This is a genomic window from Bradyrhizobium sp. SZCCHNR1093, from assembly GCF_032381175.1.
GTDB lineage: Bacteria > Pseudomonadota > Alphaproteobacteria > Rhizobiales > Xanthobacteraceae > Bradyrhizobium.
On record NZ_JAUHJJ010000002.1, the window covers coordinates 629,558 to 645,759 of the forward strand.

Genomic DNA, 16,202 nt, shown 5'->3' on the forward strand with positions numbered 1-16,202 from the left:
GCGGCGCGGGCTCCGCTCCTGGCCACGCGTTGGTCACTGCGTGCGGGATGCCTCGCTTGCGCGAGGCATGACAGCGGTGAAGGTTGGCCGCGATCGCGCAGCAACAATTGTGTCGTCCCGGGCGAGCCACGAGCGCGCGATAGCGCGGTGGTGGCGTCGACTTGGGACCCATACCTTCCGCCGCGGGGTTTGATAGGCGATTGGAGGTAGTCCCCAGGGCAGATGAGGCCCACCTCGGCATTGTCAAAGGCGATAGAAGCCAGCGTCTGTTTGACACACGCCCCGCGCGAAGGTCTGCTTCAGGTCAATTCGGCTCCGGCGCGGAAGCCGGCGCAAAGCGTGCGCACGACGTTGCGGGCCATTTTTTCGCTTGGCAGATTGGCCGCGACGGCGGCTGCCACATGAGCGGGGTGGACAAACACGGTGACTGCGTCGCGCACAACGCCCGCGGCAGCCTCGATATCATCAACTCGAATCTCGCCGCGCTTCTTTGCATCAGCCAGAATGCGGGCGATAAGAGCAGTCATTGCTCGTGAGTAAGCGGCGATGATCTCCGGCCGCTCTTCCACAATTCGGCGGTATAGGCCGTAAACCTCGGCATCCGCAGTGAACCGCTCCCGCTTGCGGGCATGCAGCGCGAGCACCATGCCCTCCAGACGCTCCGCGAAAGGTCCTTCCGCCTCGACGAAGCGGCTTGCCATCTCCTCCTCATCACGCATCGCCTCGACGACCAGGGCATCGAAAATGTCAGCCTTGGAGCGGAAGTGGCGATAGATCGTCGTGTGCGAAGTGCCGAGAGCGCGGGCGATGTCGACCACGTTGGTCTTGGCCTCACCATGGCGGCGCACTTGGGCGCGCGCGGTGTCGAGGATCTGCGCCCGAAACGAAGTTTCCTCGGTAGGAGAAGGGGTTGCGGGCATGGATGTCTTCGATTCCATCGTTCAGAAAGGATACTAGAACTCTCCGGTTCATGCAAACGAACATAATATGAAATATGTTCGTTGACTTTTGAACGGGGCGGCCACAAGGTTGGGTCATCCAGCTCAAGGAGGTTCGCCATGACTGCTCCCGCCACGCCATCCGACCAGCACCGCGTCGCTCTCGTGACTGGTGGCTCCGGCTTTGTTGGCGGCCGCCTGATTACGCATCTCCTCGTGGGGGGATGGCAGGTGCGGGCGCTGGCCCGAAGCGCGGAGAGCGAGGCGCAAGTCAAGACACTCGGAGCAACGCCCGTACGCGGCGAACTCAACGACGAACAAGCGTTGCGAAAGGCGATGACAGGATGCGAGGTCGTGTTTCATGTCGCCGCGCACTTCAAGCTTTGGGGTGACCAGGAGATTTTCGACCGGATCAACGTCGAGGGCACGCGCGCCGTCGTGAACGCGGCCGCAGCGACGGCCAGTGTGCGCCGCCTGGTTGCGGTGAGCGCTGCGGCCGTGGTCATGGGCGATCCCGAACCGATGTTGAATGTCGACGAGAGCCTGCCGCTGCAGGTCCGTGCCTTCTCGCCCTACGGATCTTCGAAGGCCGAAGGCGAGCGCGTGTTGCTGGCAGCTAACGGCATGCGTCCCGGCCTGGAGACCATCGCGCTGCGGCCGCCATTTATCTGGGGAGGCAAAATGCCAACTCTCGATCACATGGTAGAGACCGTGAACGCAGGCCGGTGGCAGTGGGTCGCTGGCGGCACGCAGGCCATGTCGAGCTGCCATGTCGATAACTTGTGCGACGCGCTGATTCTCGCCGCAGATCGGGGCCGGGGGGGTGAAGCGTATTTCATCGCCGATACCGAGCAGAGCACCTTGAAAAGCTTCATCTCGTCTCTGCTTGCCACTCGCGGGACAATCGCTGCGGACAAGTCCGTTCGTTTCGGAATAGCCTGGACCATGGCCGGCCTCATGGGTGCAGCGTGGCGTGTACTGCGCCTCAAGGGCGAGCCGCCGATCACGCGCCAGATGTTACGCCTTATCGGCAAGCCGTTCACTATCAGCACCCGCAAGGCTCAGACCGAGCTTGGCTATGCGCCCCGGATCGCCATGGACGAAGGGTTGGCCGCGATGCGGCAGCCTGAGTCCAAGCTCGCCAGTTCGTCCGCCCATCGGGGCGAACGTCGCGCGAGCGTCGTCTCTGTATGATTGAGGCGCCGGGTGGGGCTATCTACTTCGCAGGCGACACGGGCTTCGGTGACGGAAGCACCTTCAGAGAGGTGGCCTGGGCGCATCCGCAGTTGCGGTTGGCGTTGCTGCCCGTGGGCGCCTACGCGCCGCGCTGGTTCATGAAAGACCAACACATGAACCCGGCCGAGGCGGTCGAAGCGTTCCGGCTGTGCGGCGCGCGGCAAGCGGTTGGTCATCACTGGGGTACGTTCGTCTGACCGACGAAGGTTACGATGAATCTCCCAGAGAATTGGCTTCAGCACTTCGACGCGCCGGGCTGGCACGATCGTTCGTAACGCTCATGCCAGGCTCCATCGTCAACGAGGCCGGGACGGCGGCGAAGGCGTAGCTGCAGTGTTACCATGCCCCTGCGGCCGCAGCGCGCGTCCCAGCGCCATCAGCGGGAAGTAGTGGCGGTACATGCCGTAGCGAAGCATGAAGGCGCGGGACAGCTCAGGGCCCTGCATCAGCCGCTCCTGCAAAGTGGGATCGGTCAGCTTGATGGTCTGGCCGACGCCGTAGCCGGGGAAGCCGGTGCCGGTGAATTCCGGCTCGTCCCAGGTGCCGGCCGACTGGCGCTCGACCAGCCAGGTGCAGCCGCGCTCGATCGCCTCCTTGTCCTCAGGGCGGTTGACGGCGAGCAGCGCCATCAGCGCCCAGGCGGTCTGCGACGCCGTGGTGGTGCCGCGGCCGACCGCGCTGATGTCCATGTAGGAGGCGCAGCTCTCGCCCCAGCCGCCATCGGCCTGCTGATTTGTGACCAGCCAGTCGCAGGCGCGGCCGATATAGGGCTGCGTCATGTCCTCGCCGATCGCCGCCAGCGCCGGCAGCACTGCGCCGGTGCCGTAGACGTAGTTCACGCCCCAGCGGCCGAACCACGGGCCGCTCGGCTCCTGCTCCCGTCGGATGTAGTCGAGCGCGCGCACCATGGCGGGATGATTGCGCGAGATGCCAAGCTTGCCGAAGGCCTCGACGATATGGGCGGTGACGTCGACCGACGGCGGATCGAGCGCCTCGCCATAGTCGCAGAACGGAATCCTGGTCAGGATCTGCTGGTTGTTGTCCTTGTCGAAGGCGCCCCAGCCGCCGCCCTCGCTCTGCATGCCGATCAGCCAGTCGACGCCGAGCTGAATCGCCTCGTCGATGCCCTTGGCCTGCCACTTCGGATCACGGCGCAGCGGCGCCAACGCGATCAGCGCCACGGCGGTGTCGTCCGTGTCGGGATAATAGTTGTTGGCGTATTCGAACGCCCAGCCGCCCGGCTTGACGTGCGGCAGCTTCATCGACCAGTCGCCGGGCATGCGGACCTGGCGGTCGAGCACCCAGTCGACCGCCTTGTCGACGGCCTCGGGGTAATCGCCGAGCACGCCGGCATCGTCGAAGGCGAGCAGGGTCAGGATCGTGTCCCACACCGGGCTGTTGGTGGCCTGGATGTAGGTGGCGTCGCCGACATCGACCCGCCAGCCGGGATCGTTCAGGGCATCGAGGCCCTTGGCGAGAACGGGGTGGTTGAGCGGATAGCCCTCGGCGTAGAGCGCCATCAGGCCGTAGATCCAGGGCGGCTGGATGCCGCCCCAGGCGCCGTCGAAATCCTGGTGGCGGATCATCCATTCCAGCACGCGGCTGGTCGCCGCCGGGCGGAACAGGCCGAGATTGAGCTTGTTGCCGAGGTTCTGCAGGGCATGCAGCACCTTGTCGGCGCCGCGGAAGAACCTGTCCCAGCCGCCGGCATTGGCCTTGACCGGCAGCTCGTAGTCGAACGCGTTGCGCCCATGCGGAAACAGCGCGTCCAGCCGATTCTCGGGCGGCAGCGGCCGGCTCGGCCGCCGCGCCGACAGCACCGCGATCGGCATCAGGGTTGCGCGCGCCCATTGCGCGAAGTTGTAGATCGAGAACGGAAACCAGAGCGGAAACCAGATCACCTCGGGCGGGATGTTGGGGGTATTCTCCCACGGCCATTCGCCGATCAGCGCCAGCCAATAGCGCGTGAACACGCGAATGTTGCGCAAGCCCCCCTTGGCCTCGATCCATTCGCGGGCGCGGCGCACCGGCGGCTCGTCGTCGCGGAAGCCGAGCGAGCGCAGCGCGGCATAGGCCTCGACGGTCGCGTTGATGTCACCATTGGGGGCGCCGAAATAGACCTGCCAGGCGCCGTCCGGGCGCTGGCTGTCGAGCAGCGACTGGCCCAGGCGCTTGCGCAGCGGATGCTCCTCGAGCCCCATGAACCACAGCGCCAGGCACCATTGCGCCTCCATGCAGGCGTTGGATTCGGCGCGGCCGACCCAATGACCGTCGGGCTTCTGGTTGGCGATCAGCCAGTCCGCTGCCGCCCGCACCGTCGATTGCAGGGCGGTCTGGTAATTTCCCGGGTCGCGCGGCGCGCGCGCGGGGGCCGAGCTGGTCAAAGTCATCACGATCCCTCTGGCGGCCTCACAGTGCCGCTGCGGCAGTCGAATTCACTCCGCCCTATAGGGAATTTCGCCGTCAAATCCAATCAACTGGCCGCAGCGGATCGGATCAAAGGAGAAACGAAAGGCGTACAGACGGAGTCCCCATAGCCGTTGTGGTTAGCATCCCGGCGAGCACGGAGATGTGACGCGTCTCACGTCCGGAAACCGGCCCACTCAAACCGGCAGGTATTGGCGCAGCAGGGGCAGGAAGAAGATCGCGACGGTGATCAGAAACCCGATCGCCCACAGGATCGAGCGCAGCGACGGCCGGTTGCCGACGTAAGTCAGCACATAGGCGGTGCGCACGATCACGAACAGCACCGACAGCTCGTTGATCAAGTTCTGCGGCGCGCCGCGGAACTCGGCCAGCAGCACCGCCGCGGCAAAGAACGGGAACGCCTCGATGCCGTTCTGATGGGCGCCCAGCGCCCGCTCGCGGATGCCGCCGGCATAGAAGGCGGGATCTCGCGGCCGGGCGTTGTCATAGCGCCCGGCACCGTCGACGCTGATCCATTTCGCCGGCAGGATCGTTAAGAGGTAGAGCATCACGCTAGCGAAAATGCACAATTCGGCAATCGTCATGGCTCCTCCAGCCCGATGACATCGGTGAAATGGCCCTTATCTTGACAATGTCGAAACAAGCCGCCAAGCCACGCCCTTCAGCAGTCACGGGCATCATGACCGCCGCCATCTCTCTGGACAATGCCAGGCCTGTCGACGTCAGGCCGTTGCCGGCCGCGAGCACGTCACGCGTCGGCGTGCTGCTGGTCAATCTCGGGACGCCGGATACGGCGGACGCCGCCGGCGTGCGGGTGTATCTGAAGGAGTTCCTGTCCGACCGCCGCGTCATCGAGGACCAGGGCCTGTTGTGGAAGATCATCCTCAACGGGATCATCCTCAATGTCCGGCCGCGCAAGAAGGCGAAAGACTACCAGTCGATCTGGAACACCGAGAAGAACGAATCGCCGCTGAAGACGATCACGCGCGCGCAGAGCGAGAAGCTCGCCGCCAGCATCGCCGATCGCAGCCACGTCATCGTCGACTGGGCGATGCGCTACGGCAATCCGTCGATCAAGGCCGGCGTCGATGCTCTCATGGCCAAGGGCTGCGACCGCATCCTGGTGGTACCGCTCTATCCGCAATATTCAGCCGCGACCTCGGCGACCGTGTGCGACGAGGCGTTCCGCGTGCTGACCGAGCTGCGCGCGCAGCCGACGCTGAGGGTGACGCCGCCTTATTACAACGACGACTTCTACATCGAGGCGCTGGCGGTCTCGATCGAGGATCATCTGAAGACGCTGGCGTACAAGCCCGAGCTGATCGTGGCCTCGTTCCACGGCATGCCCAAGGAATATGTCGACAAGGGCGATCCCTATCGCGAGCAGTGCGTCGCCACCACCGAGCTGCTGCGCAGCCGGCTCGGCATGGACGACACCAAGCTGCTGCTGACCTTCCAGTCGCGCTTCGGCTTCTCGGAGTGGCTGCAACCTTATACCGACAAGACCATCGAGAAGCTCGCCAAGGACGGCGTCAAGCGCATCGCCGTGGTGATGCCGGGCTTCTCCGCCGACTGCCTGGAGACGCTGGAGGAGATCTCCGGCGAGAATTGCGAGATCTTCAAGCACAATGGCGGCGAGGAATTCTCCGCCGTGCCGTGCCTGAACGACAGCGCGCCCGGCATGGAGGTGCTGCGGCAGCTGGTGCTGCGCGAGCTGCAGGGCTGGTTGTAAAGGGCTGGCTCTGAGCCGTCGGCGGTATTGCCGGCCCGCTAGGTGAGCCGCCCGCCGGCGCAAGTCGGACGACCGTCCGCGCCTCGAAAATACTTTCCTGAACCGCCCCTAGCGGATCCCCGACAAAATCATGCAGTAATCCCTAGATTGTGATGGCTGCAGAGGCTGGTGAGGGGACGACCGTCTCCTCCCTTGGAGGATCCATGAGCGGTTTCGACATTTTCGCCATAGCGCTGGTGCTGCTGGTCATCTTCACGCTGTATTCCGGCGTGAAGACCGTGCCACAGGGGTTCGACTGGACCGTCGAGCGGTTCGGCAAATACACCCGCACCTTGTCGCCGGGCCTCAACATCATCGTGCCCTTCTTCGATCGCATCGGGCGCAAGATCAACATGATGGAGCAGGTGATCGACATCCCCGAGCAGGAGGTCATCACCAAGGACAACGCCACCGTGACGGTCGACGGCGTCGCCTTCTACCAGGTGTTCGACGCCGCCAAGGCGAGCTACGAGGTGTCGAACCTCAACCAGGCGATCGTCACGCTGACCATGACCAACATCCGCTCGGTGATGGGCGCGATGGATCTCGACCAGGTGCTGTCGCATCGCGACGAGATCAACGAGCGGCTGCTGCGCGTCGTCGACGCCGCGGTGTCGCCGTGGGGCCTCAAGGTCAACCGCATCGAGATCAAGGACATCGTGCCGCCGGCCGACCTGGTCGAGGCGATGGGCCGGCAGATGAAGGCCGAGCGCGTCAAGCGCGCCGACATCCTGCAGGCCGAGGGCCAGCGGCAGTCGGAGATCCTGCGCGCGGAGGGCGCCAAGCAGAGCCAGATCCTGCAGGCCGAGGGCCGCCGCGAGTCGGCCTTCCTCGATGCCCAGGCGCGCGAGCGCGCCGCGGAGGCCGAGGCCAAGGCGACGCAGATGGTGTCGGACGCGATCTCCAAGGGCGACGTCGCCGCGCTCAACTACTTCATCGCCGACAAATACATCAAGGCGTTCGGCCAGCTCGCCGACTCGCCGAACCAGAAGGTGATCATGCTGCCGCTGGAGGCAACGGGCATGCTGGCCTCGCTCGCCGGCATCGGTGAGATCGCCAAGGCGACGTTCGGCGAGAGCGCGGCTTCGGCCGTGGCAGCCGCGCGCCGCGGCGGCTCGGTGCCGTCAGCGGGGACGGCGCCGAAACCGCCGACGCCGCCGCAGGCTTGACGCAGGGGAGGACACTGATGAGCGACATGTTCGTGACGCTCGGCACCTGGAACTGGCTGATCTTCGGCATCATCCTGATGGCGCTGGAGCTGCTCGCGCCGGGCATCTTCCTGTTCTGGCTCGGCCTCGCCGCCCTGCTGGTCGGGCTGCTGTCGTTTGCGTTTGCGCCGGGATGGCAACTGCAGATCCTGCTGTTCGCGCTGTTTTCGATCGCCGCCGTGCCGCTGTGGCGGCGCTTCGCGCGGGCGAGTGCGGCGCCGTCGCAGGACAATCCGTTCCTCAACCGCCGCTCGGCGGCGCTGGTCGGCCGCGAGTTCACCTTGGAGAAGCCGATCGTCGGCGGCAATGGCACCGTCCGCATCGACGACACGGTGTGGCGCGTCGCCGGCCCGGATACGCCGGCCGGCAGCCGCGTCCGCATCGTGCAGGCCGACGGCGCCCAGCTCACGGTGGCCGCGGCGTAGTCCTGCGGGCAACGAGCGAAGCAATCCGGAGTCGTTTCCAAAGCCCTGGATTGCTTCGTCGCTTCGCTCCTCGCAATGACGCCGGTGAGAGCAGGGCTCAGTTCTGCAACCGCACGCCCAGCATCACGACCGTGCCGGAAGAACCGGCGCCGGTGATGTTCGAATCCAGCTTGTCGTAGCGCAGCGTGCCCTTGACCCAGACGTTCCGCGACATCTTGTAGACGAGGTTGCCCTCGGCCGAATAGGTGCGGTCGCTGCGGCCGTAGCCCTGATAGTCGAGCGTGCCGAGGCTGAACTTGCCGATGCCGGTCAGCCAGCGGCGGAAATCGTGGTCGACCTGCACCGTGTAGGTGCGCACCAGCACGCCGGAGGCGCCGGCCACCGTGGTCTCTGCGAGCTGCGTGTCGGAGAGAAAGCGCGCGGTGGTCAGCGGCGTCGCCGACCACACCAGCGAGGCCGTGGTGAGGAAGCCCTGCAACCGGTTCAGCCGTGGGTCGACATAGCTGCGCGTGGCATAGCCCATCGAGACCTCGCCGGTCACAAGCCGGGTGAACTCGAACGAGGTGCCGGCCTTGGCGTAGCCGCCCGAGGAGTCGCGCTGATAGCCCGAACGGTCGACCCGCTGGTCGTGCACGCGGCTGTCGCCCTGCACCTCCGCGAACGGCTTCAGGCCGGGCATGACCTCGTAGGACACCCGGCCGATGCCGCCGAACTGGTTGTAGTTGCGGTCGTCGTTCGACGTCATCGTGCCGTCGGTCAGCTTGCTCTGCTGATAGCTGGTGCGGTCGGCGGTGGCGCCCGCCGAAATCTGCAGTCGGTTGAAGCGCTGGTCGATGCCGACGGTGGTGCCGCGCGTGGTGTAGACCGGATAGCGCGCCAATCCGGCCTGCACGCTGGGACTGCCGGGATTGTCGGTCGCGGCACGCAGCCGCAGCTGGGCGCCGACCGAGGTGTCGCGGCTGACGTCGAGGCGGCCGTCGACATGGCCGGTGAAGTCGGGGCGGTCGAGCGTGGTCGGCGCCGAATTGATGCCGCCATCCATGATAGCCGGCAGGGTGCTGCCATAGCCGGTGAAGGAGCCCCGCAGGTCGGCGACGAGGGCGTGACGCTCCCAGTTCGACACCGCCAAAAATTCCGGCGCGATCATCCAAGCCGGCATGCCGCGCGGCCTGGCGAGGCGGGCCGGGTTGCTGTCATACCCGGCCGAGAGCTCCACCGCGCCCTTGATCAGGAACGGGCCGGCGTAATCGCCGACTGCGCCGAACGGGTCGTCGTCGATCTTGAGCCGCTTGCGCGGCGGCTGGCCGGGCACCGTGCCCGCCATGGCGGCCGGGACCGGCTGCCTGTTGGCTGTGGCCGACGGCGGCAAGGTCGGACGCAACTGCCCGGTCAGCTCGCCGGAAGGTCGCGTGCCGGGGCCTGGCGGCGGCTTGGGCCGCGCCTGGGCGGGATAGTATTTCGGCTTCTTCCGATTGCGGTTCAGCGAATCATAGCCGAATTCGGCAGCGCCGCTCGCCGCGGGCACACCGGGCAGGGGAACCAGATTTCGTCGTGCGGCCGAGCTGGTCGGCGCAGGCGTCGCGGGCAGCCCTGGCGTCGGTACGGCATCGGTCAGGCCGCTGACCACGGTCCGCCGCAGCGGGGAGTCCTGCGGGGCGAGGAAGCCGTCGCGCACCGGCCGGAACGCGTCGATGGTCTGGGAATGGGCCGCATCGGGGCCGAGCGCGCGGAGCAGCAGGCATGCGGCGGAGGCGCCGCGCCACATCGCGCGCCTTATCGCGCGTCCTGCGCGGCCGCTGTCAGGCCTCCATCCCACGATGAAAAATACTCCAACAAAATCAATTGCGTCGTCGGGACACCCGCGCCGCCGGCAAACCGCCTCGTTAAGGGAGTAAAAACAAATATGGTTAATGGGCTGTTGATGGCGCCTTGCTGCCTTACCCATGCTAAAGAGCGGCGCCTGACTGTTCAGCCCTGGAAGTCCGCATGCCGAGATCGAAGCCGTTGCCCGAAGCCGCTCCCGCAAACGCAGATATCCAGTCGGCGCTGCGCACGCTCGACGCCGGCAGCAATGGCATTGCCGCGATCTCCGCTGCACTGCGCGGTCCTCTGGGGCCGGCCTTCGCCGCCGCCGTCGAGCTGATCCGCCAGGCCAAGGGCCGGGCGATCCTCACCGGTCTCGGCAAGTCCGGCCACGTCGCCCGCAAGATGGCCGCGACCCTCGCCTCGACCGGAACGCCCGCCTTCTTCGTCCATTCCGCCGAGGCCGGCCATGGCGATCTCGGCATGATCACCTCCGACGACGTCGTCATCGCGCTGTCGTGGTCCGGCGAGCAGCCGGAGATGAAGACGCTGGTCAACTACACCAAGCGCTTCGCCATCCCGCTGATCGCGATCACCTCCAATGCGCAATCGTCGCTGGGGCAGGCGGCGCGCATCGTGCTGGAGCTGCCGAAGGCGCGCGAGGCCTGTCCGCACAATCTGGCGCCGACCACCTCGACGCTGATGCAGGCGGCGATCGGCGATGCGCTCGCGATCGCGCTGTTGGAAGGCCGCGGCTTCACCGCGCTCGAATTCGCCAATTTCCATCCGGGCGGCAAGCTCGGCGCCATGCTCAAGCACATCTCGGACCTGATGCGCTCGGGCGACGCGGTGCCGCTGAAGCCGCTGGGCACGGGCATGCCGGATGCGCTGGCCGAGATGTCGGCCAAGGGACTCGGCTGCGTCGTCATCGTCGATGCTCGCGGCCACGTCGCCGGCATCATCACCGACGGCGACCTCCGGCGGAAGATGCGTGCCGATCTGTTGTCCGCATCGGTCGAGGAGATCATGACCGCGAACCCGCGCACCGTCCGCCGCGAGGCGCTGGCCTCCGAGGCGCTGGAGATCCTGAACTCCGCCAAGATCACCACGCTGATCGTCACCGACGGCGCCAAGCCGGTCGGCATCCTGCACATGCATGATCTGCTGCGGGCAGGGGTGGCCTAGCTCGAAGCGTCGTTTCCGGGCGCCCGGCTGCCGCGCGCTTGGGAAGACCGGTCAGCCTGCGTTGAATCGTGCCGCATCGGCCTCCAGCGGCAGCTGCAGTGCGTTCGCGACATACGACACGGTGCGATAGAAGCCGCACAGCAGGATGATTTCCAGCACCTGATCCTCATCGTGATGCAGGCGGAGGCGGGTGAATTCGTCCTCGCTCAGGGTCGACCGCTGGTGCAAGGCATCGACCGCAGCGATCAGGGCTTGTTCGGGGGCCGACCAGCACGCCGCGTCGGCCGGTGCATTCACGGTGGCGTCGATCTGCTGCGCCGTCAGGCCGGCGTCTGAGCCGAAGATGCGGACGTGCACCCCCCATTCGTACTCGCACGCATTCAGCGCGCAGGTCCGATCGATGACGATTTCGCGCTGACGCAGGGACAGCGGGCCGCGGTCGAGCAGGCTGCCGCCGCGAAATTTGGTCCAGGCGCGCGCATGGCCGGCCATCACCCGGAACAGCATCAAGGGCGGCGCCCCGCGCATGATCTGGTCGAATTGCGCCTGGATGTCGGCCGGGTAGGGCGGCTGCAGCGGGGCGATCCGGGGCATGGCGGTTCCTCCTGTGCGGCGCTACATTTACTGTAGCAGCATGCTACGCTTTCCGTAGCGCTTGGCAAGCTGTTGGAGAGTTTTCGTGCCGAAAGACGTTCAACCGCGCCGGGTGCGCGGCTCGCGCTCGGGCCGGCCGGTCATGGCGCTGCTCGATCTGTTGGGCCGGCGCTGGTGCCTGCGCATCGTCTGGGAGCTGCGCGACGACGCCCTGACCTCCCGGGCGCTGCGCGCGGCCTGCGACGAGGCCTCGCCGACCGTGTTGCAGGCGCGGCTGGACGAGCTGCGCGAGGCGGGCTTCATCGTGCTGGGCGACAGCGGCTACGAGCTGACGCCACTGGGGCGCGAGCTGTTGGAGACCTTCCTGCCGCTGCATCGTTTTGCCGAGCGCTGGAGCCGGCAGACGGGATGAGCCGAGCTTGGGCACGTGCGCGGTCCCGGTCTGGCCGGGCACGGCGGCGTCGTGCTATGGGCTCGCCCGAGACAGGGAGCAGAGCCGATGCCGGGCGCATTCGATCTGGATAAATATCTCGTGCGCATCGGCTATCGCGGGCCGCTGGCGCCGACGCTCGAAACGCTTGCCGGATTGCAGGCGGCGCATGTCGATGCGATCGCGTTCGAGGGCCTGGATCCGCTGCTCGGCCGTCCCGTGAACATCGATCTCGCGTCGGTGCAGGCCAAGATCGTCGACGGCCGCCGCGGCGGCTATTGTTTCGAGCAGAACGCGCTGCTGAAGGCGGCGCTGGAGGCGATCGGCTTTGCGGTGACGCCGCTCTCGGCGCGGGTGCGCTGGCGGCTCGATGCCGACGCGCCGCTGACGCCGCGCACGCACATGATGCTGAAGGTGGACCTGCCGGAGGGGCCTCATCTCGCCGATGTCGGTTTCGGCTCCTGCCTGCTCGATACGCCGTTGCAGATGGTGCCCGACGTCGAGCAGCCGACTGCGATGGGCACGTTCCGCCTGACGCTCTCCGATGGGCTCTATTGGCTCGCGGCGAAGCAGCCCGCTGGCTGGCGCACGATGTACGTCTTCGACCTCGCGCCGCAGATCCACGCCGACTACGTGCTCGGCAATTGGTACACCTCGACCAGCCCGTTGACGCCGTTCACCTCGATGCTGATCCTGGAGCGGTTGACGCGTGAGGCGCGCTACAAGCTGGTTAATCGCCGCCTGGTCATCGAGGCGCGTGATGGCGAGGTGCGGAGCGAACGGATCATCGAAACGCCCGATGCGCTGCGCAGCGTCATCGAGGAGGTGTTCGGCGTCACGCTTCCGGTGCCCGTCGATGTGATCTGGAAGCGCATCGAGAGCTGACGGAAGGCATGACGATGGCCGGTGAGCTTCAACTGGATTCCTATCTCGCCCGCATCGACCATCGCGAGCCGCTCGCGCCCGACCTGTCGACGCTCGCAGCGCTGCAGGCCGCGCATGTCGACGCGCTGCCGTTCGAGGCGCTCGATCCGCTAATGGGCCGTCCCGTCCATGTCGACCTGCCGTCGGTGCAACAGAAGCTCGTGCTCGGCCGCCGCGGCGGCTACTGCTTCGAGCAGAACGTGCTGTTCCAGGCGGTGCTGGAAGCGGTCGGCTTTGAGGTCAGCGGCCTGACGGGGCGCGTGCGCTGGCGCTCGGCGCCGACCGATCCGCTCGGGCCGCGCCAGCACATGATGCTGATGGTCAAGGTCGACGGCTATCCGCATCTCGTCGATGTCGGCTTCGGCATCTGCATGATGGATGCGCCCATTCGTCTCGAAGTTGGCCCCGAGCAGCAGACGCCGATGGGAACGTTTCGCATCGGCACGTGGGACGGGCTCTATACGGTCAGCGCGAAGCAGCCGACGGGCTGGCGCATGATGTATGCGTTCGACCTCGTGCCGCAGATCCATGCCGATTATGTGCTCGGCAGCTGGTATACGTCGACCAGCCCGAACGTGCCGGCCACGCATACGCTGATGATGGAGCGTGTCGAGCCCGGCGTGCGTCACAAGCTGGTCAGCCGCCGCTATCAGCGGCAGGCGCGCGACGGAGACGTGATCGAGGAGCGGATCATCGAGAGCGCCGACGAGCTCGGCCGGCTCATCGACGACATCTTCCGTGTGACGCCTCCCGTGCCAATCGAAGACATCTGGGCGCGGACGTCGAGCTGATCTCCGGACGACCGTGTCGTGGATGATGTTCGATTCTCGAACGTGCTTCGCAATCGATCGAGCTGGCAACAGTCGATACGAAACTTTTCCGCGTGTTGCGCGGCATTTGAAGGGAATGCCGGCGTCCGCATTGGGCTTATCTTAAGAGTCGCACTCTTAGGTTGCGGGAACCCAAGGGGGCTCGCGGCGTCCGGCCGTCGAACAAGGGGGATCGCCCAGCATGACTGACATCGTGATGCACGCGACGCGATTAATCCTGCCGCGGACGTCGGAGCAGGACTGTCACCGCCGCACACGGCCTCACCCTTCCTGACATCAGAGCCGCGCGACGCGGCTCATCCGAGCTGGCCTGACGGCCAGGACGGGTGGGGGCTTCACGGTTGAAACGTCGACCCTGACGCTTCGACGCTCATCCGATCGATCATGCGGCCACGGCCTGACCTGCCACTTCAGGCCGAGCGGCGACTCATGTCGACGAAGCCCCCACCCCTTTTTCTGTTAGCGAGTTGGAGTCTGCTACTCACACCGAAGGCGGTGAACTCCCCTCCCCCTTGCGGGGAGGGGGTGGGGGTCCGCGAGTCGCGCTCTATATGAAAGCTGAGCGATAGGTCCGCGGGCGGGTGCCACCGCGTTATTGCGAGCCAAGAAATCCAGAGTCATTTCCTAGGTCCTGGATTGCTGCGTCGCTTCGCTCCTCGCAATGACGGGAGGGGGGGTGGACGAAGAGCGTCCGGCGAGAGCTGCAACCGCATCAAGCGCATTTGACGCGCTGGCGAACGCAACGAAATTCAGCGTCTGGAGACCCCCACCCCCGACCCCTCCCCGCAAGGGGGAGGGGAGCGCACCGACGGTGCGGCTGCAGATGAGTCCAACTAAGCGGGTCGCATCCAACTAACGCGCTTGATCGGCCGCCGCTAGCGCGGCAGCTCGGTCTTGCCCATCAGGAACTTGTCGACCGCCTGCGCACACAGGCGGCCCTCGCGGATCGCCCACACCACCAGCGACTGGCCGCGGCGCATGTCGCCGGCGGAGAAGACCTTCGGCAGCGAGGTCTGGTAGTCGGTCAGGTTGGCCTTGACGTTGCCGCGCGGGTCGAGGTCGACGCCGAGGCTCTTGAGCAGGCCCTCGTGCACCGGATGCACGAAGCCCATCGCGAGCAGGACGAGCTCCGCATCGAGCACGAACTCGGTGCCCGGGATCGGCTTGAACTGCGCATCGACGCGCACGCAATGCAGCTTCTTGACGGCGCCGTTCTCGCCCTCGAACTTCTGAGTCAGCACCGCGAACTCGCGCACGGCGCCTTCCGCCTGGCTCGACGAGGTCCGCATCTTCAGCGGCCAGTTCGGCCAGGTCAGCGCCTTGTCCTCGCGCTCCGGCGGCGCCGGCATGATCTCGAGCTGGGTGACCGAAAGCGCGCCCTGGCGCAGCGAGGTGCCGATGCAGTCGCTGCCGGTGTCGCCGCCGCCGATCACGACGACATGCTTGCCGGCGGCGAGGATGTCGTCGCCTTCGACCTTCTCGTTGCCGACGCGGCGGTTCTGCTGCGGCAGGAAGTCCATCGCGTAGTGGATGCCGGCGAGGTCGCGGCCTGGGATCGGCAGGTCGCGCGGAGCTTCTGCGCCGCCGGTCAGCGCGACGGCGTCATAGTCCTTCAAGAGCGTCTTGGCATCGAGGCCATCCTTGCCACCGACATTGACGCCATAGTGGAAGGTGACGCCTTCGCCTTCCATCTGTCCGATGCGGCGATCGATGATGCCCTTCTCCATCTTGAAGTCGGGAATGCCGTAGCGCAGCAGGCCGCCGGCCTTGGCGTTCTTCTCATAGACGTGGACGTCGTGACCGGCGCGGGCGAGCTGCTGCGCACAGGCGAGACCAGCGGGACCGGCGCCGACGATCGCGACCTTCTTGCCGGTCTTCACGGCCGCCGGCTCGGGCTTGATCCAGCCCTGCTCGAAGGCCTTGTCGACGATGGCGCATTCGATCGTCTTGATGGTCACCGGATTGTCGTCGATGTTCAGCGTGCACGACGCCTCGCACGGAGCCGGGCAGATCCGGCCCGTGAACTCCGGGAAGTTGTTGGTCGAGTGCAGGTTGCGCGCGGCCTCTTCCCAATTGCCGTTGTAGATCAGGTCATTCCAGTCCGGGATCTGGTTGTTGACCGGACAGCCCGTGGTGCCCGGCGCGGCCGAGCCGGTGCCGTGGCAATAGGGAATGCCGCAGTTCATGCAGCGCGCCGCCTGGTCGCGCAGCTCCTTCTCGGAGAGCGGCACCACGAATTCCTGGAAATGCTTCAGCCGCTCGGCAACCGGCGCGTACTTGCGATCGTGCCGCTCGATTTCGAGAAAACCTGTGACCTTGCCCATGACCTACGACGTCCCTGACTGCTCGGGCCTCATGGTTCGAGACGGTTGCTTTCGCACCTCCTCACCGTGAGGAATTTCCTCTGTGCTTCCCCTCACCCTGAGGAGCG

The 16,202-nt window shown here is 66.1% G+C and carries 15 protein-coding genes; 9 read left to right on the forward strand and 6 right to left on the reverse strand.

Annotation, left to right across the window (positions count from 1 at the left end; all coding sequences use genetic code 11):
* Positions 1 to 299 precede the first annotated feature (299 nt).
* Positions 300 to 920, reverse strand: a complete 621-nt coding sequence (locus tag QX070_RS08570; protein ID WP_315736456.1) for a TetR/AcrR family transcriptional regulator — start codon at positions 918 to 920, stop codon at positions 300 to 302.
* Positions 921 to 1,058: 138 nt separating this feature from the next.
* Here QX070_RS08570 and QX070_RS08575 point away from each other — a divergent pair, with 138 nt between their 5' ends.
* Both QX070_RS08575 and QX070_RS08580 read left to right on the forward strand, forming a co-directional pair.
* On the forward strand, positions 1,059 to 2,132 hold the full coding sequence (locus QX070_RS08575; RefSeq protein ID WP_315736457.1) for an NAD-dependent epimerase/dehydratase family protein: 1,074 nt from the start codon (positions 1,059 to 1,061) through the stop codon (positions 2,130 to 2,132).
* Positions 2,129 to 2,371, forward strand: a complete 243-nt coding sequence (locus tag QX070_RS08580) for an MBL fold metallo-hydrolase (RefSeq protein WP_315736458.1) — start codon at positions 2,129 to 2,131, stop codon at positions 2,369 to 2,371. Before QX070_RS08575 ends, QX070_RS08580 begins: the two co-directional genes overlap by 4 nt.
* A gap of 99 nt (positions 2,372 to 2,470) precedes the next feature.
* Here QX070_RS08580 and shc read toward each other — a convergent pair whose 3' ends face one another.
* A complete protein-coding gene (gene shc / locus QX070_RS08585; protein WP_315736459.1) occupies positions 2,471 to 4,564 on the reverse strand; it encodes a squalene--hopene cyclase in 2,094 nt (697 codons plus the stop codon).
* A 213-nt stretch (positions 4,565 to 4,777) separates the two neighbouring features.
* The gene (locus QX070_RS08590) at positions 4,778 to 5,185 is read right to left on the reverse strand and encodes an MAPEG family protein (RefSeq protein WP_315736460.1); all 408 of its coding nucleotides are present in this window, start codon (positions 5,183 to 5,185) and stop codon (positions 4,778 to 4,780) included.
* A 95-nt stretch (positions 5,186 to 5,280) separates the two neighbouring features.
* On the opposite strand from QX070_RS08590, the gene hemH reads away from it, so the two are divergent.
* The 3 genes from hemH (at position 5,281) to QX070_RS08605 (ending at position 8,005) form a co-directional block, all read left to right on the forward strand.
* Complete coding sequence (gene hemH / locus QX070_RS08595) at positions 5,281 to 6,333, forward strand: ferrochelatase (protein ID WP_315736461.1); 1,053 nt, start codon at positions 5,281 to 5,283, stop codon at positions 6,331 to 6,333.
* 203 nt (positions 6,334 to 6,536) lie between these two features.
* A complete protein-coding gene (locus tag QX070_RS08600) occupies positions 6,537 to 7,541 on the forward strand; it encodes an SPFH domain-containing protein (protein ID WP_315716547.1) in 1,005 nt (334 codons plus the stop codon).
* A 17-nt stretch (positions 7,542 to 7,558) separates the two neighbouring features.
* A complete protein-coding gene (locus QX070_RS08605) occupies positions 7,559 to 8,005 on the forward strand; it encodes an NfeD family protein (protein ID WP_315736462.1) in 447 nt (148 codons plus the stop codon).
* Between the two features lie 97 nt (positions 8,006 to 8,102).
* Here the strand turns inward: QX070_RS08605 and QX070_RS08610 are convergent, their stop codons facing one another.
* Positions 8,103 to 9,821, reverse strand: coding sequence for an outer membrane beta-barrel protein (locus tag QX070_RS08610; RefSeq protein ID WP_409999157.1), 1,719 nt, complete (start codon positions 9,819 to 9,821; stop codon positions 8,103 to 8,105).
* A gap of 170 nt (positions 9,822 to 9,991) precedes the next feature.
* Between QX070_RS08610 and QX070_RS08615 the strand changes: the two genes are divergently transcribed.
* Positions 9,992 to 10,993 (forward strand): KpsF/GutQ family sugar-phosphate isomerase, encoded by a 1,002-nt coding sequence (locus QX070_RS08615; protein WP_315736464.1) that lies wholly within the window; start codon positions 9,992 to 9,994, stop codon positions 10,991 to 10,993.
* A gap of 51 nt (positions 10,994 to 11,044) precedes the next feature.
* On the opposite strand, the gene QX070_RS08620 is transcribed toward QX070_RS08615, so the two are convergent.
* Positions 11,045 to 11,587, reverse strand: a complete 543-nt coding sequence (locus QX070_RS08620) for a carboxymuconolactone decarboxylase family protein (protein WP_315736465.1) — start codon at positions 11,585 to 11,587, stop codon at positions 11,045 to 11,047.
* 142 nt (positions 11,588 to 11,729) lie between these two features.
* On the opposite strand from QX070_RS08620, the gene QX070_RS08625 reads away from it, so the two are divergent.
* The 3 genes from QX070_RS08625 to QX070_RS08635 all read left to right on the forward strand — a co-directional run bounded on the left by QX070_RS08625 (position 11,730) and on the right by QX070_RS08635 (position 13,732).
* Positions 11,730 to 11,999 (forward strand): winged helix-turn-helix transcriptional regulator, encoded by a 270-nt coding sequence (locus QX070_RS08625; RefSeq protein WP_315716709.1) that lies wholly within the window; start codon positions 11,730 to 11,732, stop codon positions 11,997 to 11,999.
* A gap of 87 nt (positions 12,000 to 12,086) precedes the next feature.
* Positions 12,087 to 12,902, forward strand: coding sequence for an arylamine N-acetyltransferase (locus QX070_RS08630; RefSeq protein WP_315736466.1), 816 nt, complete (start codon positions 12,087 to 12,089; stop codon positions 12,900 to 12,902).
* A 14-nt stretch (positions 12,903 to 12,916) separates the two neighbouring features.
* Positions 12,917 to 13,732, forward strand: a complete 816-nt coding sequence (locus tag QX070_RS08635) for an arylamine N-acetyltransferase family protein (protein WP_315736467.1) — start codon at positions 12,917 to 12,919, stop codon at positions 13,730 to 13,732.
* Between the two features lie 914 nt (positions 13,733 to 14,646).
* Here QX070_RS08635 and QX070_RS08640 read toward each other — a convergent pair.
* On the reverse strand, positions 14,647 to 16,095 hold the full coding sequence (locus tag QX070_RS08640) for a glutamate synthase subunit beta (RefSeq protein ID WP_315736468.1): 1,449 nt from the start codon (positions 16,093 to 16,095) through the stop codon (positions 14,647 to 14,649).
* Positions 16,096 to 16,202 lie beyond the last annotated feature (107 nt).